General features: G+C 67.2%; 21 protein-coding genes and 1 tRNA gene. 9 read left to right on the top strand and 13 right to left on the bottom strand.

All coding sequences use genetic code 11. The features are described 5' to 3' along the window. Positions 1–200 precede the first annotated feature (200 nt). On the top strand, positions 201–1289 hold the full coding sequence (locus IED13_RS07255) for a 2'-deoxycytidine 5'-triphosphate deaminase (protein WP_191123787.1): 1089 nt from the start codon (positions 201–203) through the stop codon (positions 1287–1289). A gap of 91 nt (positions 1290–1380) precedes the next feature. Then, positions 1381–1455 (top strand) — tRNA-Gly (locus IED13_RS07250). A 72-nt stretch (positions 1456–1527) separates the two neighbouring features. Here IED13_RS07250 and IED13_RS07245 read toward each other — a convergent pair. The 4 genes from IED13_RS07245 to IED13_RS07230 all read right to left on the bottom strand — a co-directional run bounded on the left by IED13_RS07245 (position 1528) and on the right by IED13_RS07230 (position 5635). Next, positions 1528–2460 (bottom strand): glutaminase, encoded by a 933-nt coding sequence (locus tag IED13_RS07245; protein ID WP_038365043.1) that lies wholly within the window; start codon positions 2458–2460, stop codon positions 1528–1530. Positions 2461–2636: 176 nt separating this feature from the next. Continuing rightward, positions 2637–3827, bottom strand: a complete 1191-nt coding sequence (locus IED13_RS07240) for a GGDEF domain-containing protein (RefSeq protein WP_191123786.1) — start codon at positions 3825–3827, stop codon at positions 2637–2639. A 136-nt stretch (positions 3828–3963) separates the two neighbouring features. Next, entirely contained in the window at positions 3964–4758 is a 795-nt protein-coding gene (locus IED13_RS28535) for a class I SAM-dependent methyltransferase (protein WP_113252820.1), read from the bottom strand. A gap of 121 nt (positions 4759–4879) precedes the next feature. Continuing rightward, positions 4880–5635, bottom strand: coding sequence for a Crp/Fnr family transcriptional regulator (locus tag IED13_RS07230; protein WP_208112850.1), 756 nt, complete (start codon positions 5633–5635; stop codon positions 4880–4882). Positions 5636–5838: 203 nt separating this feature from the next. Between IED13_RS07230 and IED13_RS07225 the strand changes: the two genes are divergently transcribed. Both IED13_RS07225 and IED13_RS07220 read left to right on the top strand, forming a co-directional pair. Then, on the top strand, positions 5839–6117 hold the full coding sequence (locus IED13_RS07225; RefSeq protein ID WP_038365041.1) for a hypothetical protein: 279 nt from the start codon (positions 5839–5841) through the stop codon (positions 6115–6117). A gap of 205 nt (positions 6118–6322) precedes the next feature. Beyond that, positions 6323–7213: a transglutaminase family protein gene (locus tag IED13_RS07220; protein ID WP_038365039.1), complete on the top strand. Its 891-nt coding sequence runs from the start codon at positions 6323–6325 to the stop codon at positions 7211–7213. A gap of 33 nt (positions 7214–7246) precedes the next feature. Here IED13_RS07220 and IED13_RS07215 read toward each other — a convergent pair whose 3' ends face one another. Genes IED13_RS07215 through IED13_RS07205 form a run of 3 tightly spaced genes read right to left on the bottom strand, consistent with a single transcriptional unit; the run spans position 7247 to position 9680 of the window. Then, positions 7247–8866, bottom strand: a complete 1620-nt coding sequence (locus IED13_RS07215) for a histidine kinase dimerization/phosphoacceptor domain -containing protein (protein ID WP_191123785.1) — start codon at positions 8864–8866, stop codon at positions 7247–7249. A 36-nt stretch (positions 8867–8902) separates the two neighbouring features. Next, positions 8903–9493 (bottom strand): sigma-70 family RNA polymerase sigma factor, encoded by a 591-nt coding sequence (locus IED13_RS07210; RefSeq protein ID WP_038365035.1) that lies wholly within the window; start codon positions 9491–9493, stop codon positions 8903–8905. Further along, complete coding sequence (locus IED13_RS07205) at positions 9480–9680, bottom strand: NepR family anti-sigma factor (RefSeq protein ID WP_162719993.1); 201 nt, start codon at positions 9678–9680, stop codon at positions 9480–9482. The genes IED13_RS07210 and IED13_RS07205 overlap by 14 nt, the downstream gene beginning before the upstream one ends. A gap of 234 nt (positions 9681–9914) precedes the next feature. Here IED13_RS07205 and IED13_RS07200 point away from each other — a divergent pair, with 234 nt between their 5' ends. The 3 genes from IED13_RS07200 to IED13_RS07190 all read left to right on the top strand — a co-directional run bounded on the left by IED13_RS07200 (position 9915) and on the right by IED13_RS07190 (position 11843). Continuing rightward, on the top strand, positions 9915–10709 hold the full coding sequence (locus IED13_RS07200) for a response regulator (protein WP_038365029.1): 795 nt from the start codon (positions 9915–9917) through the stop codon (positions 10707–10709). A 133-nt stretch (positions 10710–10842) separates the two neighbouring features. Then, the gene (locus IED13_RS07195) at positions 10843–11007 is read left to right on the top strand and encodes a hypothetical protein (protein WP_162719994.1); all 165 of its coding nucleotides are present in this window, start codon (positions 10843–10845) and stop codon (positions 11005–11007) included. A gap of 170 nt (positions 11008–11177) precedes the next feature. Continuing rightward, on the top strand, positions 11178–11843 hold the full coding sequence (locus IED13_RS07190) for an extensin-like domain-containing protein (protein WP_191123784.1): 666 nt from the start codon (positions 11178–11180) through the stop codon (positions 11841–11843). 19 nt (positions 11844–11862) lie between these two features. Here IED13_RS07190 and IED13_RS07185 read toward each other — a convergent pair whose 3' ends face one another. Beyond that, entirely contained in the window at positions 11863–12033 is a 171-nt protein-coding gene (locus tag IED13_RS07185; protein WP_166652920.1) for a hypothetical protein, read from the bottom strand. A gap of 298 nt (positions 12034–12331) precedes the next feature. Between IED13_RS07185 and IED13_RS07180 the strand changes: the two genes are divergently transcribed. After that, entirely contained in the window at positions 12332–12838 is a 507-nt protein-coding gene (locus IED13_RS07180; protein ID WP_051988248.1) for a DUF992 domain-containing protein, read from the top strand. Positions 12839–12995: 157 nt separating this feature from the next. After that, complete coding sequence (locus IED13_RS07175) at positions 12996–13373, top strand: response regulator (RefSeq protein WP_112762414.1); 378 nt, start codon at positions 12996–12998, stop codon at positions 13371–13373. 17 nt (positions 13374–13390) lie between these two features. On the opposite strand, the gene IED13_RS07170 is transcribed toward IED13_RS07175, so the two are convergent. From IED13_RS07170 to IED13_RS07150, 5 genes are all read right to left on the bottom strand, one after another. Next, positions 13391–14767, bottom strand: a complete 1377-nt coding sequence (locus IED13_RS07170; protein WP_191123783.1) for a sensor histidine kinase — start codon at positions 14765–14767, stop codon at positions 13391–13393. A gap of 79 nt (positions 14768–14846) precedes the next feature. Next, positions 14847–15278, bottom strand: coding sequence for a hypothetical protein (locus IED13_RS07165; RefSeq protein WP_191123782.1), 432 nt, complete (start codon positions 15276–15278; stop codon positions 14847–14849). Between the two features lie 3 nt (positions 15279–15281). Next, positions 15282–15641, bottom strand: coding sequence for a DUF883 C-terminal domain-containing protein (locus IED13_RS07160; protein ID WP_038365020.1), 360 nt, complete (start codon positions 15639–15641; stop codon positions 15282–15284). Between the two features lie 150 nt (positions 15642–15791). Then, a complete protein-coding gene (polA, locus tag IED13_RS07155) occupies positions 15792–18833 on the bottom strand; it encodes a DNA polymerase I (protein ID WP_248312477.1) in 3042 nt (1013 codons plus the stop codon). Between the two features lie 221 nt (positions 18834–19054). Then, a complete protein-coding gene (locus tag IED13_RS07150) occupies positions 19055–19987 on the bottom strand; it encodes an aldo/keto reductase (RefSeq protein WP_191123780.1) in 933 nt (310 codons plus the stop codon). Between the last annotated feature and the right edge of the window lie 60 nt (positions 19988–20047).

The following is a 20047-nucleotide window of genomic DNA, read 5'->3' as shown; positions in this document are numbered from 1 at the left end:
TTCGAGAACGCCGCGCCTCCAAACCCGCGCCTCCAAACCCGCGGGCCTAGCTGCCGCCGTGCTGTTATGAACCGGCTGGCGGCAGCGTCAATGCCGCCGGCATGCATGCAGGCGTGGACAACGCGGCGAAAGCTGCGCATTCGGCTTGGCCTGCGCCCGCGCCTTCGCTAGCCCTAACCGATTATCCTCGCGGACCTCGCATGCTGCCCTTCAAGCCCGGAATCCAGCCCGACAGCTCCATCCGCGCCTTCATCGAGCAGGGCGTGATCCGGCTCGCCCATCCGCCGGCCGAAGGGCAGGTGCAGCCGGCAAGCCTCGACCTGCGCCTGGGCGAGCGCGCCTATCGCGTGCGCGCCAGCTTCCTGCCCGGCCCGGACCGCACGGTGCGCGGCCGCATCGACGAACTCTCCCTGCACGAGATCGACCTGACGCGCGGCGCTGTGCTGGAGACCGACTGTGTCTACATCGCCGAGCTGATGGAGGGTTTGCGGCTGCCGAAGGGCCTGCGCGCCGCTGCCAACCCCAAGAGCTCGACCGGCCGGCTCGACGTCTTCACCCGCGTCATCACCGACAGGGCCCGCGAGTTCGACCTCGTCGAGGACGGCTATGAGGGCCCGCTCTTCATCGAGATCTCGCCGCGCACCTTCCCCGTGCTGGTGCGCTCGGGCTCGCGGCTCTCGCAGATCCGCTTCCGGACTGGCGAGGCCCGCCTCGACGACCGGGCGCTGCAGGAGGTCCATGCCCGCGAGACGCTGGTCAGCGCCGCCGAGCCGTCCTTCCAGGGCGGCGTCGCCGTCAGCGTCGACCTCTCCGGCTTCGATGGCCTGCTCGGCTATCGCGGCAAGCACTACACCGCGTTGATCGATGTCGACCGGGTAGGGGCCTATCGCGCCGCCGATTTCTGGGAGCCGATCCCCGATGACGGCTCGCGCAGCCTGATCCTCGATCCCGGCCAGTTCTATATCCTCGCCTCGAAGGAGGCGGTGCATGTCCCACCTGATTACGCGGCCGAGATGACCCCCTTCGACGCGCTGGTGGGCGAGTTTCGCGTCCACTATGCGGGCTTCTTCGACCCCGGCTTCGGCCACAGCGCCGCTGGCGGGCAAGGCGCGCGGGCGGTGCTCGAGGTGCGTTCCCGCGACGTGCCTTTCATCATCGAGGACGGCCAGATCGTCGGCCGGCTGGTCTACGAGACGATGGCGGCCCGACCGGCCGCGCTTTACGGCGCCAGGTTGAGCTCGAACTATCAGGGCCAGGCCCTCAAGCTCTCGAAGCATTTCAAGGGCTGAGCTTCTCCCGGAAATTCCCGGATGACACCTGCTCGCGGAGCCGCTATGAAACTGCGCCTGCCACGGCGCTGCTTTGCAGTCCGCGCGGCACGCGGGCGTAGTTCAGTGGTAGAACGTCAGCTTCCCAAGCTGAATGTCGTCGGTTCGATCCCGATCGCCCGCTCCAATGTCCCTCGAAGCTTCAGCATGTTGTGGCGGCCTGCCGCGAGACCTGCGCTTGCCGGCGTGGCCTTCGCCCTTAGCCCGGGTTGAAGACCGACCAGCCGGTCGCCTCGGCGAGCCGCTCCAGCGCGAGCGTTCCCAGCATGGAATTGCCGTTGGCGTTGAGGCCCGGCGACCAGGCCGCGATCGCGGCCTTGCCTGGAGCGATGGCGAGGATGCCGCCGCCGACGCCGGATTTTCCGGGCAATCCGACGCGAAAGGCGAAATCGCCCGAGGCATCGTAATGGCCGCAGGTCAGCATCAGCGCGTTGATGCGCCGTGCCCGTTGGGCCGAGACGACCCGCGGCCCGCCCGGCAGATGCAGCCCGCCATGCATCAGGAAGCGCCCGGCCATGGCGAGCTGGCGGCAGCTCATGGCGATGGCGCATTGGTGGAAATAGACGCCGAGCGTCAGCTCCGGCGCATGGTGGATGTTGCCGAACGCCTTCATGTAGTTGGCGAGTGCGATGTTGCGGAAGCCGGTCGCCTGTTCGGCCCGCGCCACCGCCTCGTCGATGATGATGCCGTCGTCATCGGCAAGATAGCGCGTGAAGCGCAGCAATTCGCCGATCGCCTCGCGCGGTGCGTGCCCGGCGAGATTGATGTCGGAGACCACCAGCGCGCCGGCATTGATGAAGGGGTTGCGCGGGATGCCCTGCTCGCGCTCGAGCTGCACGATCGAGTTGAACGGCGTGCCCGAGGGTTCGCGCCCGACACGGCGCCAGAGCGTGTCGCCGACCTTGCCCAGCGCCTGTGTCAGCGCGAACACCTTGGAGATGCTCTGGATCGAGAAGGGCTCCTCGCTTTCGCCGGCGCTGTGGACGGCACCCTCGGCGGTCACGACGCAGAGTCCGAACTGGCGGGGATCGACGCGGGCGAGCGGCGGGATATAGCTCGCGACCTCGCCGCGGTCGCTCGCGTCGCGCATCTCCGTCGCGATGTCCTGCACGAGGCGCGCGAGATCGGCCAAGCTTCCCCTCCTGCCCTTCTGTCGCAATGAGGCAAGCCCGATGCACGCGCTCAGGTCAAGCGAGGCGGGGGCGATGCCGCCTCTTCGCCCTTGGAGCCGGATGATGCCATCTGATATCTGAATCCGTCTCTCGCCGAGGAGTCGGAGCAGGATTCCTGCGAAAAACCGGTTCTCCCTTAGTGCAGGAGAGGGCGGTTGCCGGCGCCCTGCCCGTCGATGACGGCGCGCTGGCTGGCGATGACGCAAAGCGATTTTCCGCGCGACTTCGCCTGGTAGAGCGCTGCGTCGGCCGCCACCATCAGGGCGTTCATGTCGGTTCCGTGCTCAGGGGCCAGCGCAATGCCGACCGAGGCGCCGATATGCAGCCGGTGGCCGCTGTCGAGCTCGTATGGCTCGGAGATCTCCGCGACGAGGCGCTCGCCGATGCGCTGCAGCTGCACCCGTTCGGTCTGCTCGGACAGGACGACGAATTCGTCGCCGCCGATCCGCGCGGCAAGGTCGGAGCTGCGCACGAGGCCGCGCAATCGCTCGGCGACGAGCTGCAGCAGCGCGTCGCCGGCCGGGTGGCCGTGGGTATCGTTCACGGATTTGAAGCCGTCGAGATCGAGATAGATCAACGCCAGGCCGTGCGGGGCGGAGGCACTGCCGAAGCGGGTCTCGAAGGCACGTGTCAGCCCGGCCCGGTTCGACAGGCCGGTCAGCATGTCGTGACGGGCGTGGAAGGCGTTCTCGCGTTCGGCCCGCATCGTCGAGATCAGCATCCCGTTCAGCTTGTAGGCCGCGACCGTCATGCTGAAGAGATAGAGCGGGATCTGCATGAAGGTGATGAGCATGATCGGCTCGCTGGCGAACAGCGTCGCGAAGCAGCATGGTCCCAGCGTCAGCCCGATCATCACGCCCGCCATGCGCGGCGCTCCGAAATTCCGGAAGCAGATGCCGCCGACCATGGCGGCCGCCGACAGGCAGGCGAGGGTGGCGACGACCCAGTCGCCGCTCGTCAGGCTCAGAAAGGTGCCGGCGCCGATGCCGGCCGCCCAGGCCACGCCGAGCAGGAGATAGGTATCTGTCCAGGTTGGTTCGCCGCGTTCCGCCCTGCGGCGGGCGTTGATGAGCACGAAGAGCCGGGCGAGGCAGCACAGCACCTCGAAGACGCACCAGAGCTGGAACGGCAGGGTCGGGATGCGCCAGGCGATCAGGAAGGAAACAGCGAGCGAGTTGATGACGCCGCCGGCGAAGATCGGCAGCGTGCCGAACAGGCTGGCGATCAGTGCGGCCCTGATCTCGGCGGGAACGTCCGGGCCCGCATCGGCGAGCCAGCGCGTCACGCGCCAGCGCGGCAGAGTGTAACGCAGGGCTGCACCGCTCATGGGGCCGGTCGAAGTCCTCGCTGCGAACAGGTCCGATGCGGTGCCTGCTCCAACAGGCTGTCTAACGTCGAGCGGTTACGATTCGGTTCGGCTGGCCCGCATTATTTGCATGGCCCGCAACCGGATCGGACGGGGCTCAGCTCGCTTCGCGGTAGACCCAGACCCGCGCCGGCGGAATGTTGCGCAGGACCCAATCGGAGACGAAGGCCTTCAGGCCGGAGCCCTTGCGCGGGATCGGCGAGATCACCGAATAGGTGAACTGGATGAAGGGCGCGCCTTCGACCATCAACGGGAACGCCTCCTTCGCCAGCGCCGTCCGGCTCGGGGGCGGGCGGTTGAACAGGGGCAGGCTCGAGACCAGGGCGGCGGCCTTCTCGGTCAGGTGCCCCGCCAGCGTCGTCGAGAGGGCGTAGGCATCGCCCTGGACGACGGTGGCCCGCGGGAAGCGCTTGCGCAGCAATTCGCAGAATTCGGGGCTGTATTCCACGAGGATGAGACGCTCCTCGTCGACGCCGCGCTCGATCAGGGCTTCGGTCACGGGACCGGTACCAGGGCCGATCTCGATGACGGGGCCGGGCTGCTCCGGATCGACATAGGACGCCATGCGCCGCGCCAGGGCCGGGCTCGAGGGGGTTACCGAGCCGGTCCGCAGCGGATCGTCGATCCAGGATTTGATGAAGCGAGCCTCGTCGCCCAGCTTCTCCGCGGCTACGCTGACGCGGCTCTTGAGCTTCTCCGCCTTGTTGCGGACCTCGCCTTCGACCTTGTAGCGGACGGCCGCGACCTTGAGCCTAGCCTCGGCCACGCAATCGACCAGATCGGCCGCGGTGACGCGCACCTCGCCTTCGAGCCGGCTGGCGACGCGCGACTGGCCGAGCCGGGCCGCGATCGAGCCCGCGCGCGGCGGACGATGTCTGATCGTCGAAGACATGATACCCCTTGCGCGCCCCGAACTTCGCCTTCAAGCGCTGCGGAACGTTACCCACCCGGCATATGGGGTCAAGTCCGGCCTCTCGCCAAGCCCCATCTCGGTCGTTGGCCACGAAATGGCGTCAGATCAGCGGCCGCGGCGCTTTGCTTTGCTCGTAGACAGCGGCCATGCGGGCGGTAAGGCGCGGATTCAGTAGGGTCAGCCGTCCGCCGGAAATGGTGAACAGCCCCGCCTTGCGCAGTTTCGACCATGTCTTGCTGGTATGGACGAGGGAGAGGCCGAGCGCATCGGCAAGCTGTTGCTGCGACAGGGGAAAGTCGAAGCTGCCGTCGCTGACCAGCCCGAGCGCATCGGCGCGGCGATAGAGCGTGATGACGAGGGCCGCGATACGCTCGCTGGCATTGCGCTGGCCCACCGAGGTCAGGTTGTCGTCGATCATGGACTCCTCGCGGGAGCCGAGCCAGGCGAGCTCATAGGCGAGATTGGGCATCCGCACGAACAGGTCCCAGATCCGTTTGCGCGGGAAAACGCAGAGTTCGACATCGGTGAGCGCCTCGATGCCGTGCTGGGCCGCGGCGAGCAGGGAGGCCTGCAGGCCGACGATGTCGCCGGGCAGGAGAAAGTTGAGGATCTGGCGGCGCCCGTCCGGCAGGGATTTGTAGCGGAAGGCCCAGCCCGAGAAGAGCGTGTAGAGCTCAGCGCTTTCCTGGTCCGGGCTAATGATGTCGCTCCCCGCCTTCAGGCTGCGGTGATCCGTCTTCATCGCCTGGATGAAACGGATCTCGTCATCGGTCTTGTCCTCGAAGGCGGGCTTCATGCGCAAAGGACAGGCAAGGCAGGGCGTGCCGATGCGGCCCGGCCTCGAATTGAGGTTCATCATTGAATCTGTTCCCCCCTCGCGGCGGAAGATTGCGCCGGCGGCCGAATAACGCCGGGAAGCCGTTCGGCGTTCCACGAGGGCCGGTTTCGACCGGCTTTTGCCTTCGTCGTCCCGTCCCGGGGAACCGGAAACCGTCCGGCTGCGTTTCTATCTCGTAACAGCCGGCCCATCCGGGCTGGCGCAGGCGTTGGGAGACGAAGATGCTGAACGACAGCCTGGCCCCCGCCAAGCGCGCCTTGTTCTTTTTCGGCTGCATGGCGGCCGTGGTGACCGGCCTGAGCTTCGGCGCCGGCTTGCAGATGCCGACCGACCAGAGCTCGACCACTGTCGCCGCCTTGCGGGGTCATGCGCAGCCTGGTGAAGCCCGCTTCGCCGCCGTCGATCGGGCGGACCGCAGCGAGAGCGCCGCCCGCCGCAGCATCCCGGCGCCGTCGAAGCAGGCGATGGCGGATGGCGTCCGCGCCCTGATCCTGCGCTAGAGCATTTCCGCGCTTCTCCGATCTCCTTGTTTTATCGCATTTTCTTCACGCAAACCGGTGTCCACTTCGCTCGAAAATGCTCTAGGAGCAGCGGAACCAATCACGCTTTTCCGCGTTCAGCCCGCAGCGCATCCTCGCGCCGCACTTCAAAGCCGCCCTGGGGCGGCTTGTTTTTTGCGGGTGAAGGGCGCCGACAGGGGAACCGATGCATCTGCGTGTCCGCCATGCCACGACCTACCGCTATGCCGAGCCGGTCAGCTTCGGCCCGCATCGGCTGATGCTCAGGCCGCGCGACAGCTTTGATCTGCGGCTGGTCGATACCGCCCTGGCGATCTCGCCTCCTGCGATGCTGCGCTGGATGCACGATGCCTATGGCAACCCGGTCGCCGTCGCGACATTCGCGGAACCCCACGACACGCTCGAGATCGTCAGCGAATTGATGCTCGAGCGCTTCGGTTCGGCGCTGCCGCGCAGCAGGCTCGCACCGGGCGCGGCCTTGACCGGTGTCGTCTACAGCGACGGCGAACGCATGGTCCTGCAGCCCTATCTCCACCTCGCCGCGGCCGATCCCGACGGCGTGATCGAGCGCTGGCTCGCCGATTTCCGTGCCGGGTTCGGCCCGGGCTCGGGCCATCTCCTGCGTGATCTCGCCCATGCGATCCATGCCGGGCTGAGCTACGCCGTCCGCTACGACGAGGGTACCCAGCATCCGGCCGACACGCTGCTGCTCGGCAGCGGCTCCTGCCGCGACTACGCCTGGCTGTTCATCGAGCTGGCGCGCCGCATGGGTTTCGCGGCGCGCTTCGTCACCGGTTATATCCAGGATCAGACGCCGGACGCGGCCGGGCTCATCTCGCCCGTCGGCCTGACGCATGCCTGGGCGGATGTCTTCATCCCCGGCGATGGCTGGGTCGAGTTCGATCCGACCAATGATCTCGTCGCCGATCGCCAGCTTCTGCGCATTGCGGTGGCGCGTGTCCCCGAGGACGCATCGCCGATCGCCGGTAGCTTCACGGGGCCGCCGGGCGCCTTCCTGGGGTTGAGCGTCGGCGTCCTGATCGAACCGGTTGAGGCTCCGCTGGAAAAGCCCTGCTGACCGACGCGCTGGAGACCCGCCCGCGCAGCGGTCTCAGCCTTTATGGCTGACGCGCCAACGCCCGAGATTGCGCCCCTCCGGCGGTCCGGACTGAACCGCCTCGATCTGCGCGAGCAGGCCGGCGAACAGGCGCGGGGGCTCCTGATGCACGATCTCGCGGTCGGCCTCGATCGCGACCTCGATCGTCGTGTCATCGAGATCGTGGACCGTCAGCGTGATCCGCACCCCGGGCGTGCTGCGCAGCACGCGTGAGGCGACGTCGGCGACGAGAAAGCCAAGAGGGATGATGCGATCGACCGACAAGGTCGCGGCTGTCTCGATCCGGCCCGAGATCCACTGATCGCGCCGGCGGATCAGGTTCGAGATCATCGTGACGACGTCCTCGAGGAACAGGTCGACCCGGACCGGTTGCATCTCGCCATCCGCGAGGGTGAAGCGATAGGCTGCGGACAGGACGTGGACGCGGCATTCCGCGTCAGCCAAGGCGAGCCTGGCCTCGTCGCGATAGTCGCGCTTGGTCAGCCCGATATAACTCTGCACCACCTGGAGGCTGTTCTTCACCCGATGATGCAGTTCGCGCACCAGGAAGCGGTTGTCGTCGAGGGCGGTCTGCAGGCGCCGCTGCCGCACCTCCTGCTCGTCCACCATGATGTTGAAGGCTTCGGCGACGCTGCGGATGTCGCTTGGCATGTCGTCGGCGACGGCCGCACGCGCCGCCCGTCGCGCGGTCGCACGGGAGCGGGCCGCCGCCTCGATGCTGCGCAGCCAGCGCACGCAGTGCCGGTCGATGGCGCGCAGATAGACGATGCACAGCAAGGTCAATGTCAGCAACGGCGCGAGCAGGAGCACTGCGAACTGGATGCGCGCGGCCTGCTCGCGCGAATCGTTGAAGGAGGCGACGACGTAGAAATCGGGTTCGGCGACCATGCGCGCGACATAGACGCGTTCGTCGCCCTGGCGGCTCGGCGCGCGCCAGCGCTCAAGCGCCTGCGGGAGACGGGCATCGCGCGGCAGCCAGCCCAGAGCCTCGCCGTCGCCGCGGCTGGCGACCACGCCGCTGCCTTGCGAGACGAGCGCGACCTCCATGTCCGTGCCGCCCTCGCCGAGGTCGAAGACGTTCTCCAGCACCTCGGGTTCGATCAGCAGCAGAGCCTCGCGCAGACCCGCTCCGGATGCCGTCGGATTTTCGGTATGCACGGTGAGATAGCGCCGGTTGCCGATCGTGGCCTGGTCGTAATGCGACTTGCCGAGATCGATGCCGCTCCAGGGCGCCACGGCGGGAAGGTCGCGCAGGCGCGTCGCCGTTCGATCCAGCGTTTGCGCATCGATACCGGCATCGAGCGCTGCGGTGCAAAGCTGCCCGTCGGCGCCGCGCACCAGCACGGCGGAGAAGCCGCGGACCTGGGCGAGCATCTTGAGGCCGGCCTCCCTGCAAAGCTCGGGCGAAAGCCCGGCTTCGGCCGTGGCCGTGCCGAAGGACAGGAGCGAGCGCAGGGCGCCGCGATACCAGATCCGCGTGCGAATGGCGAACTCGTCGGCCGCCCGGATCTGCGCGGTCTCGATCGCGCCGGTGATGGTGCGATAGGCCGTGGCCGCAGCCAGGGCGGTCACGCAGCCGATCGGAAGCGCGATCGCGATCAGCAGCGCCAGCAAGCGCCCCCGGACAGTGCTGAATCGCGTTAGGCGCATTCAGGAGCCGACTGGTTCGGAGCCCGCCCTTTGCATGGCGGCAGCGCTGGTCCGATCCGGTCCGAGATCGTCGACGCTGCCAATGGAGAGGAGTTCGGCGAGCTTGGTGCGGGCACGATTGACACGGCTCTTGATGGTCCCGATCGCGACGCCGCAGATCTCCGCCGCCTCCTCATAGGAGAGCCCGGTCGCGCCGACCATGATCAGCACTTCGCGCTGCTCCTCGGGCAACTTGGCCAGCGCCTTGCGGAAGTCGGCGAGATCGAGATGGCTTTCCTGGTTGCCATGCGTCGCCAGACGCTCGGCGTAGGTGCCTTCGCTGTCCTGCACCTCGCGGCCACGCTTGCGGTAGAGCGAATAATAGGTGTTGCGCAGGATGGTGAAGAGCCAGGCGCGCAGGCTCGTTCCCGGCTCGAACTTCTCGGAATTGCCCCAGGCCTTGAGCAGCGTGTCCTGAACGAGATCGTCGGCGAGCTGCATCGAGCCGGAGAGAGAGGCGGCGAAGGCGCGGAGATTCGGAATCTCCTTGATCAGGCCGTCCTTGAACTCATTGGCCTTGAAGTCGCTCGCCTTGCAGTCATTGGCACTCATGGGACGACGCTCCGCCTGCGCGCTGCTCCGTCGCCTCCAGCTGCGCCAGCAGCACGAGAAACTTGTCGGGTATCGGCGCGTTCACGATGTCGTCGTAATGCGCCTTCAGCGAGCGGCCGATGGATTCCTGGACCCTGGGATCGAGAACCATGTCGAGATCGTCGTTGTCGCCTCCGGGATCAGGCATTGCAGCATCCAGATTCGTCATATCAGCCCTCGCGCCGAGACCAGGCCTGCTTTTCCAGCAGGTCCCGCATGTAACTTCCGATCATGGCGGAACCAGCCTCGGGCGGCGACGGCGACACCAATGCGCCCTAATAACAGCCTCCCTCTTGAAAGGTTCCCACTTTCCAAAAAAATAAATTGCTTGTCTCCTGCGGTACCTAAGTCATTATCCGCGCACAATAAAAAGGACGGTTTGATGACGATAGCCAAGGAAATTGCGCCTTATCTTCCTTACCTGCGCCGCTTCGCTCGCGCGTTGAGCGGCACGCAGACCAGCGGCGACGCGCATGTCGTCGCCATGCTGGAAGCGCTCATCGCCGACCCCTCCAGCTTTCCCCGTGACCTGGACCCGCGCATCGGGCTCTACCGGACCTTCCTCAAGCTCTGGTCCTCGGTCGGAATCGACACGCGCGAGACGGTCGTCGAGCTCGGTAACTCGCCGGCCGAGCGCAATCTCGAGGCACTGACGCCGCGTCCGCGCCAGGCCTTCCTGCTACGGACCGTGGAGGGCTTCTCGATCGAGGAGGTTGCAGCGATCATGGAAATCTCGTCCCCGGACGCCGCCGCGCTGGTTCAGATCGCGGGCCAGGAAATCGCCGAGCAGGTCGCGACCGATGTCCTGATCATCGAGGACGAGCCGATCATCGCGCTCGACATCGAGACGATGGTCGAGGAGCTCGGCCACAGCGTCACCGGCATTGCGCGCACCCAGCGCGAGGCGATCGCTCTGGTCGCCAAGAAGCGCCCCGGGCTCGTGCTCGCCGATATTCAGCTGGCCGATGGCAGCTCCGGTCTCGACGCCGTTAACGAGATCTTGACCTCGATTGACGTGCCGGTGATCTTCATCACCGCCTATCCGGAGCGGCTTTTGACGGGCGACAGGCCGGAGCCGGCCTTCCTCATCACCAAGCCGTTCCAGCCCGAGGCGGTGAAGGCCGCGATCAGCCAGGCGCTGTTCTTCGATCGCCGGGCCGGCCGGAAGGCGGCGTGAAGGATCTGTGAAGGATAATTGGGCTCGCCTTCGCTGCGGGCCTTGCTTTTGGCGCACGCTGCGGAACAAGCCTCGTCACGCTGCGTTCGCGACTTGATGTCGGGTTGGTTTGCAGTTGGGGAGGGTGTGGGCCATGGCAACGACCTTCGTGGTTGCAGCAGGGGGCGCGGCGACGGTTGCGGCTGCGTTGTTTTCCGGAACGGTGCAGCCTGGAGCGATCAGCAACGAGATTCTCTCGCTGGCGCTCGCGGCATTGACCAGCATTGCGGTGGCCAGCGCTTCGGCCCTCGACGGCTGATCCGGCCCGCTCGCAGCCTCGCTGTGGCATTGGCTCTCTGTTGCGGCTTGCCGCTTCTTTCCGACGCGCCTGCCGCCGCGCAGGCGTCGCGGAAGGACGGCGGGGCGTTTTCGCGAGAGCTTCCGCCGGTCCGGCCGGCCGAGCTTGGCCCTTCCACTGAGCAGCAGACGATGCGGCCTGCCGCAGCTCTGGGGGGCGCTGCCGCGCAGCCTCTCGCCAGCGAGCGGCCGGAAGCGCTACCCCCGGGCGGGGAAACGTCCTGCCTGGCGGCTCTCCAGGCAATCCCGGGCAACAGCATCGAGGCCGCCGATCCGAAGCTCGCGCAGGGCGATCCCGCCTGCCGCGTCGACGAGCCCGTCATCGTGAAGGCGCTTGCCCTCCGCGCAACCGGGACGGCGGGCGCGGGCACCGTCACCTTCGCGCCGCCGGTGACGCTGAGCTGCGCCATGGCGAAGACCGTCGCGGGCTGGCTCGACGACAGCGTCCGGCCGCTGGCACGGGGACATTTCGACAGCGATCTCACCGAATTGCGCGTCGGCGGCGGGCATGAATGCCGCCGACGCAACCGCGCCTCGGCCGGGCCCGTCAGCGAGCATGCCACGGGCAAGGCGCTCGACATCTTTGCGTTCCACCTCGGCGAGGGGAAAGCCGCGACGCAGGTTTCGGTGGAGAAGCCGGCCGGCCTGGCTCAGAACCGGTTCCTGACGGCCGTGCGCCAATCGGCCTGCGGCGCGTTCATGACGGCGCTGGGGCCCGGCTCGGATGCCGCCCACGCCAATCATCTGCACATCGACATTCAGGAGCGCCGCACGCATGCCTCGCGCTTCTGCCAATAGGTTCGCGGTCGTCTTGCGCTCAGAAGATCAGCTTGAAGCGGCGGGCGGCGAGCTCACTGGCCGGGTCGGCCTCAGGCTCCGAGCCGTCGACCAGCCTCAGCGCGGCGCGGCGGGCGGCCATCACCTGAAGGGCCGCCTCGCATGCGAGCCCGTCGGCGAGCAGATCCTCGAGCTCCCAGAACGGCGGCACGTGCAAATCCGGCCCGGCGGTCGGCTCCGGGGGTGTCGGGGTTTTCCCACGCAGGCGACTCACGGACATCGACATTCCCATGCCAGGATGAAGCCGCAACGCAACAGGCTCTCGGTGGTTCCATTATGCCGGAACTGTGGGCATCTTGAGGCGTTTCGTTGGGTCACCCGGAGCCGGACCCGATCGTGTCGAAATCGACCCGAACGGTGCATCCGTCTTCGCATATTGATAGGGAATGCATGATCACCCAGATTGCGTTGCGATCCGGGCGGTGAGTCCTCTGGCGGGAGCTTTCAAGATGAGCATTCGGCACTACACGTCATGCTTCGGCGCCGCGGCCGCGCTCGCCTGCCTGTTCGGCCCGGTCCCGGCGCGGGCGCAGTCGGGGCCTCCGACCGGGCGGCTGTCCTGTACGGTCGGGGCGAGCTTCGGGGCGGCCGTGAAGACGCAAAAGCCGCTCGAATGCCGTTTCAGGCCGAGGCGAGGGCCGATGCAGTACTATACCGGCATCGTCCGCCAGTTCGGCCTCGATCTCGGCTCGATCCGCCCCACGACGATGTCCTGGCATGTCTACGGCCCTTATGCGCGCGCTCCGCTCGGCGCGCTGAACGGCCGCTACACGGCGCAGACGGCCGCCGCCGCGCCCGCAAGCGGTGCCGCCTCATCGCCCTTGATCGGCGGCGAGGATGACAAGGTCAGCTTGCAGCCGCGTGCGATTCAGACGACGCGCGGCTTCAATGCCGCCGGTGGCGTCACGCAATTCGAGTTGACGCTCGCGAGCTCCGGTACCGGGCGCCGGCGCTGATCGCGTGGGAGGGGGCGCTTACCCTTTGCTAACCGTGATCCGGCAGAATTGAGTCAAACCGGATGTAATCCTGGCCGCGGCGCGTTTGAGGCAGGAACATCGTGACCCCTGTTACGTTGGGGGGTAACAGGTTGAAGTGAGTGAGAAAGCCGTTTCAATGGCTGCTGTTCGCGTTCTGATTGTCGAAGACGACCCGTTCATCGCCATGGACATCGAAATGGCGGTGGCGGAGCAGCTCGGCGAGGCGGCCGAGCTCATCGTCGTCGAATCCGTGGCTCAGGCCCGGCGGGCTGCAGCCGGGCAGCTCTCCTGCGCCCTGCTCGACATCGACGTCGTCGACGGCAAGACCTTCGAAGTCGCGGACACGCTGCGCAAGACCGGCATTCCCTTCGCCTTCGTGTCCGGCTCGGCGCCGCAGGAGGTGCCCAAGCCGCTGCGGCAGGCCCGCTTCCTGCGCAAGCCCTTCTCGACGCGCGAGGTCGTGGCTTTCGTCATGGCGGCGATCGGGGGCATCGTTCCTGAAAGCATCGCCTGATCCGCCTGCCACAGGGGTCAGGCGCTGTCGCGCTTCGGGAAAATCACGGTGACACGAGTTCCCGGGCGGTCGGTGCCGGGGTGAAGCGGCAGCGTCGTCATCGTCGCCCGCATGCTGCGCAGCAGGCTCGCGATCACGGTCTGGCCGAGCCCCTTGCTGTGGTTCTCCGCCGGCATGCCGATGCCGTCATCCTCGATCGACAGTGACAGGGCGGGCTCGCCGTCCTGCTCGGCGCGTTCGAGGCGGATCGCGATCCGCCCGGCCATATTGTCCGGAAAGGCATGCTTGATCGCATTGGTGACGAGCTCGTTGACGATGACGACGTAGGACACCGCGTCGCGGCCGGGCAGCCGGATCGAATCCATGTCGAGGTCGATCGTGATCGGCCGTCCCTCGGCCGATTTGCCGATCTCGGCGAGCAGGTCCTCCATGTAGGGACGCGCCTCGATGGCATCGGTCTCGATGTCCAGGCGCAGCCGCCTTTGCCCGGCGGCGATCGCCTGGATGCGTGACTGCGCCTGCCCCAGCGCCGCCTTGACCGCAGGCTCGCGCGTCTGCCGGCTTTGCACGTTCAGCAATGCGGAGACCATGGCGAGGTTGTTGCCGACGCGGTGATTGACGTCACGCAGCAGCGCCTCGATGCGCAGGCGCTCGCCTTCGAGCTCACGGGTCCGATCGTTGACCATCTGCTCGAGCTCGGCATTGCTGACCGCCAGCTCCGTGCTGCGACGCTGGCGCCTGCGCAGGAGTTGCCAGGCGGCGAAGGCCAGCCCGGCAAGCGCGACGACGATGCCGGTGCTTCCCCAAAGGCGTCGCCGTTCCTCGCTGCGGTAGAGCGAGCGCAGGCGGATGTTCTCCGTCTGCTGGATTTCCTGGACCGCGTCGCGCAGCTTGTCCATCGTGGCGATGCCGGGCCCGTCGCGCATCATGGCGACGGCCTCCTCGCGGCGCCCGTTGCGCGTGAGTTCGATCGTCCTGTTCAGCTCGGTGAGCTTGAGCCGCATGGTCTCGCGCAGGCTGGCCACGCGCTGCTTCTGGGCAGGGTCGGCATCGACCAGCGCCTCGAGCACGTCGAGCTCCGGACCGGCCGTCGCACTGCCTTCGGTGAAGGGTTCGAGATAGGCGGCCTGACCGGTCAGCAGATAGCCGCGCTGGCCGGTCTCGGCATCGCGGAGCCGGCCGAGGAAGCGTTCCGCCCGTTCCCGGATCTCGATCGCGTGCGAAACCTGGTCCGCGGCGTGGCGCGCCTGCAGATTGATCCAGGCCGCCAGAACGATCGCGATGGCGACGACGCCGATCGCGCCGATCGTGATCGTTGCTGAGCGCAGCCGCGCGCCGAGCAGGGGAAAGGCGGGGAGCGGCAAGCGGTTCCGGGGCCTCACGAGATCAGACATGCCTGTCCTGTTACAGGACGCATACCCGTATCCCTATGTAAAAAGACAGCCTCCGTCCACCCGCGCCGGGTGAGGCGCTTCAGGCGTCATCCGTGTCCTCGCCGTCACCGCCCGAAAAAAGCTGCCGGCCGAGGACGGTGCCCAGCACCGCGATTCCGGCCAGGGCCGCAATGCGCCATCCGGTCCGCGAGGTCAACATCTTGGCAGCCAGCGGAGCGGCGGCGAAGGCCGCGGTGGCGGCGATCGGGCGCTGCGGGCGCGGGCGGTTCCTGACGAAGAGCGCGATGCCGAAGGCGATCAGCGCCGAGATCGCGAGGCCGCCCGCGATCCACAGGCTTGCTGCGACCGCGCCATAGCGCTCCGTCAGAACGATGTGCAGCGCATTGAGCGAATAGCCTCCGGCGCAGAGCAGCAGCAGGGCCGCGAAGGCGAACAGGCCGAAGACCGTGGCGTTGCGTTTCACCGTTCCGGAGACTTCCGAAGCGATGAAGGAACCGAGCCCCCCGAACATCGGCTATCGCGCCGAAAGGTAGCCGACGAAGAGGCCGACGGCGGCCGCCAGCCCGAGCGCCCGCAGGGGCCGCTCGCGAATCTCGTCCTCGACCAGCTTCTGCAATTCGGTCGCCTGTTCCTTGGCGACGTCGACCATCCGGTCGGTATCGACGCCGACGGAGCGCAGCCGGTCGCTGACGGTTGCGGCGATATCCTCGGCGCTGCGGGTCAGGGTCTCCTCGAGCGCGCTCGCCTGACGCTTGGCACGGGCACCGGCGCGGCGCGCTTTCTGCGCGACATCCTCGGTGCCGGCTTCGATCCCGGCCTTGGCGTCCTTGACGGCCGCGGCCGCCGAACGTTTCGGAGATGTCGTTCTTGCCATGACGCTGGTTTCCTGTCGCTCGATGCCGTGAAGACCAATGGTGTCCGGACTGGACGTTGGCCGCAAGAGACCCGCCTGATGCGGGTCTCTCTCAGGGCGCCAACGCAGGCGGACCTGCTTCTGTTCCGCAGCCGGCGACGGGGCGAGGCTTCAGTGCGCCTCGTCCCAGTTGCCGGCGGCGCGGGCCTCGACGGCGAGCGGCACCCTGAGCTGCACGGCCGGATGCGGCGCCTCGATCATCACCCTCTCGATCACCGGCAGCGTCTTCTCGACCTCCTCGTCGGGAACCTCGAAGACGAGCTCGTCATGGACCTGCAACAGCATGCGGGCATTGAGCCGCTGGGCGGCGAGCGCCGCGTCCATGCGGATCATCGCCCGGCGGATGATGTCGGCGGCCGAGCCCTGGATCGGCGCGTTGATCGCCTGGCGCTCGACGAAGGCGCGCTCGGACGGGTTCTTCGAGGCCACCGCGGGGAAATGGCAGACGCGGCCGAAGATCGTCGTGACCTGGCCATGGACGCGCACATGGGTCTTGGTCTGGTCCATATAGTCGCGGATGCCGGGGAAGCGCTCGAAATACTTGCGGATATAGGCGCTGGCCTCCTCGCGGCCGATGCCGAGCTGGTTGGCCAGCCCGAAGGCCGAGATGCCGTAGATGATGCCGAAATTGATCGCCTTGGCGCGGCGGCGCACCTCGCTCGGCATGCCCTGGACGGGAACGCCGAACATCTCGGAGGCCGTCATCGCATGGATGTCGATGCCATCCGCGAAAGCCTGCCGGAGCTGCGGGATCTCGGCGATATGGGCGAGCAGGCGCAGTTCGATCTGGCTGTAATCGGCCGAGACCAGCTTGAAGCCCTTTTCCGGAATGAAGGCCGTCCTGATCTTGCGCCCGGCCTCGGTGCGGATCGGGATGTTCTGCAGATTGGGCTCGGAGGAGGAGAGCCGGCCCGTCGTCGTCGCCGCCAGCGCATAGGAGGTGTGGACCCGGTTGGTCTGCGGGTTCACATAGGCGGGCAGCGAGTCCGTATAGGTCGATTTCAGCTTGGCAAGCTGGCGCCACTCCAGAATCTTGGAAGGCAGCGGATGGCCCTGCTCCGCGAGGTCTTCGAGCACGCCGGCGCCCGTCGCCCATTGGCCGGTCGCGGTCTTCTTGGCTCCTGCCAGCCCCATCTTGCCGAACAGGATGTCGCCGAGCTGCTTCGGGCTGCCGATGGTGAACTTCTCGCCGGCGAGCTCGTAAATCTCGTCCTCCAGCCGCGCCAGCCCCTGCGCGAAATCGCCGGAGAGGCGGGAGAGGATCTGCCGGTCGATGGCGATGCCGCGCGTCTCCATCGCGGCGAGCACGGCGACCATCGGCCGTTCCAGAACCTCGTAGACGGCGGTCTTCTTCTCGGTGGCAAGCCGTGGCTTCAGCGCGAGCCAGAGCCTGAGCGTGACGTCGGCATCCTCGGCGGCGTAGTCGGTCGCCTTGTCGAGCGGCACCTTGTCGAAGGTGATCTGCGACTTGCCGCTGCCGGCGACCTGCGCATACGGAATCGTCTCATGGCCGAGATGGAGCTCGGAGAGCCGGTCCATGCCGTGGCTGTTGCTGCCGGCATCGAGCGCATAGGAGATCAGCATCGTGTCCTCGATCGCGGACACGGTGAGGCCGTGGCGTTCCAGAACCAGCAGGTCGTATTTGAGGTTCTGGCCGATCTTGAGCACGCTTTTGTCGGCCAGCAGGGGCTTCAGGGCGGCGACAGCCTGCGCCAACGGAATCTGCTCGGGCAGCAGACCTTCGTCGAAGAGCCCGCCATCGCCGGCGCGATGCTGCAGCGGGATGTAGCAGGCGCGGCCGGGCGCGACCGCGAGCGAGATGCCGACGAGATCGGCCTGCATCGCATCGAGCGAATTGGTCTCGGTATCGAGGGCGACATGGCCGGCCTCATAGGCCCAGCCGATCCAGCGTTCGAGATCGGCGAGCCCGCGCACGCATTCATATGTGGAGCGGTCGATCTTGCCCGCGATCGCCTCGTTCTTGCGGGATGCGGCGAGATCGGCGGGCTTCATCCAGCCGGCTTCGCCGCCGGTCGCTTCGGGCAGAGTGGCCGAGGCTGACGGGGCGGCCGGCGTCACGTCGGAAACCGCGTCCTCGATGACATCGGCGCCGGCATAGAGCGCCTTGAGCTCGGCCGCGCGCGAACCGCCGGGAGCCAGCGCGGGATCGGCATCGACGGCGCCGACATCCGCCTCATAGGCCTCGGCGACGCGCTTGGTGATGGTGGTGAACTCCATCGCCTTGAGGAAGGCGATGAGCTTGGCCGGGTCGGGCTGATCGAGCGTCAGGGTCTCCAGCGGCGTCTCGACCTTCACGTCGTCCACGAGCGTGACGAGCTTGTGCGAGATCCGGACCTTCTCGACGACCTCGGGATTGGTCAGCGTCTCCCGGCGCTTCGGCTGCTTGATCTCGCCGGCCCGCGCCAGCAGGGTTTCGAGATCGCCATATTCGCCGATAAGCTGGGCCGCCGTCTTGATGCCGATGCCGGGCGCGCCCGGCACGTTGTCGGTGGCATCGCCCGCGAGCGCCTGCACATCGGTGACCTTGTCGGGCGTGACGCCGAAATACTCGACCACCTCCGGCTCGCCGATGCGACGCTCGGCGCGGAAGCCCGCGCCCTTCTTCTGGTCGCCCGAGGCGGGGTCGTACATGGCGACACCCGGCCGCACCAGCTGCATCAGGTCCTTGTCGGCGGAGACGATCAGCACATCGGCGCCGGCCTCGCGCGCCTGCTTCGCATAGGTCGCGATCAGGTCATCGGCCTCGTAGACATCCTGCTCGACCGGGATCAGTCCGAAGGCGCGCACCGCCTCGCGCATCAGCGGGAACTGGGGAATGAGATCGGCCGGCGGCTCCGAGCGGTTGCCCTTGTAGGCCGGGTAGATCGCCTTGCGGAACGAGTTCTCCGACTTGTCGAAGACGATGGCGAGATGGGTCGGCCTGACGCCGAGCACGCCCTCGCGCACGAACTGAAAGAGCTTGGTGGCGAAGAGCCGGACCGCTCCGGACGGCAAGCCGTCAGAACGGGCATTGTATTTCCGGTCCTGGTTGATCGACTGGAAATAGGCCCGGAAAATGAAGTTCGAGCCGTCGACCAGGAAGAGGTGGTCGCCGGGCTTCAGGGCGGGGGCGGTCGTGGCTTTATCGCTCATGGCGCGGACCATAAGCGGGCGCGCGCGGGCGGTCCATGGCGATGGCGCGACGGGATGCACGAAGCTGTCAGGAATGGCGCCGCCTTCTCCCCTGCGGGAGAAGGCGGCGCGGCGAAGCCGAGACGGATGAGGGCGCGCACCGGCTTGGATCGCTAGCGATCAGCGTCGCGAGATCCCTCACCCTCACCCTCTCCCGCAAGGGGAGAGGGGACGGTTCCTGCCTACTTCACGATCTCATCGATCTCCGCCAGCTCTCCCGCCGTCAGGGCCCAGTCGGCCGCCTTCACATTGGCCGCGATCTGTTCCGGCTTGGTCGCGCCGGCGATGACGCTGGAGACGACCGGTTGCGCCGCCAGCCAGGAGAAGGCGAGCTCGACGAGGCTGTGGCCGCGCTGCTCGGCGAAGGCGGTCAACCCCTCGATCTTCAGCCAGTTCTCCTCGCTGAAGATCTGGCCGGCGCGCTCCGGCAGCTTGGTCAGCCGCGCGCCTTCCGGCATCGCCGCGCCGCGCTTGTACTTGCCGGTGAGCGCGCCATTGGCGAGCGGGAAATAGGGCAGCAGACCCATGCCGTAATGGGCGATCGCCGGGATCAGATCCTTCTCGGCGCCGCGCTTCAGCAGGCTGTACTCGTCCTGCGCCGAGGCGAAGCCGGTGAGGCCGAGATCGCGCGCCGTCCATTGCGCATCGGCGACCTGCCAGGCGACCATGTTGGAGCAGCCGATATAGCGGACCTTGCCCTGGGTCACGAGGTCTTCCAGCACGCGCAGCGTCTCGTCGATCGGCGTCAGCGGGTCGGGCTTGTGGAACTGGTAGAGATCGATCCAGTCGGTCTTCAGCCGCTGCAGCGACTCTTCGACGGCGGTCATGATGTAGCGGCGAGAGCCGCCCTCGCCGCCATGGAACATCTTCATGCCGAATTTGGAAGCGAGCACGATGTCCTTGCGGCGCGCGCCCAGCACCTGGCCGAGCGCGGTCTCCGAACCGCCCTTCTCGCCATAGATGTCGGCGGTGTCGAACAGCGTGATGCCGTGCTCGATGGCCGCGTCGACGACCTTGCGCGTCGCCTCGAGATCGATGCGGCCGCCGAAATTGTTGCAGCCGAGGCCGACGAGCGAGACGCGCAGGCCCGAGCGGCCGAGATTGCGGAACTGCATGGCGATGGTCCTTCCCCTTTCGCATCGGACCGAAAAGCGGGCTCCACTTTTCGGAAAAAT

Origin of the sequence: Allobosea spartocytisi (genome assembly GCF_014764685.1) — a bacterium.
Lineage (GTDB): Bacteria > Pseudomonadota > Alphaproteobacteria > Rhizobiales > Beijerinckiaceae > Allobosea > Allobosea spartocytisi.
The sequence above is the reverse complement of the archived record's forward strand: the minus strand, read 5'-3'. Positions and strand labels throughout refer to the sequence as shown.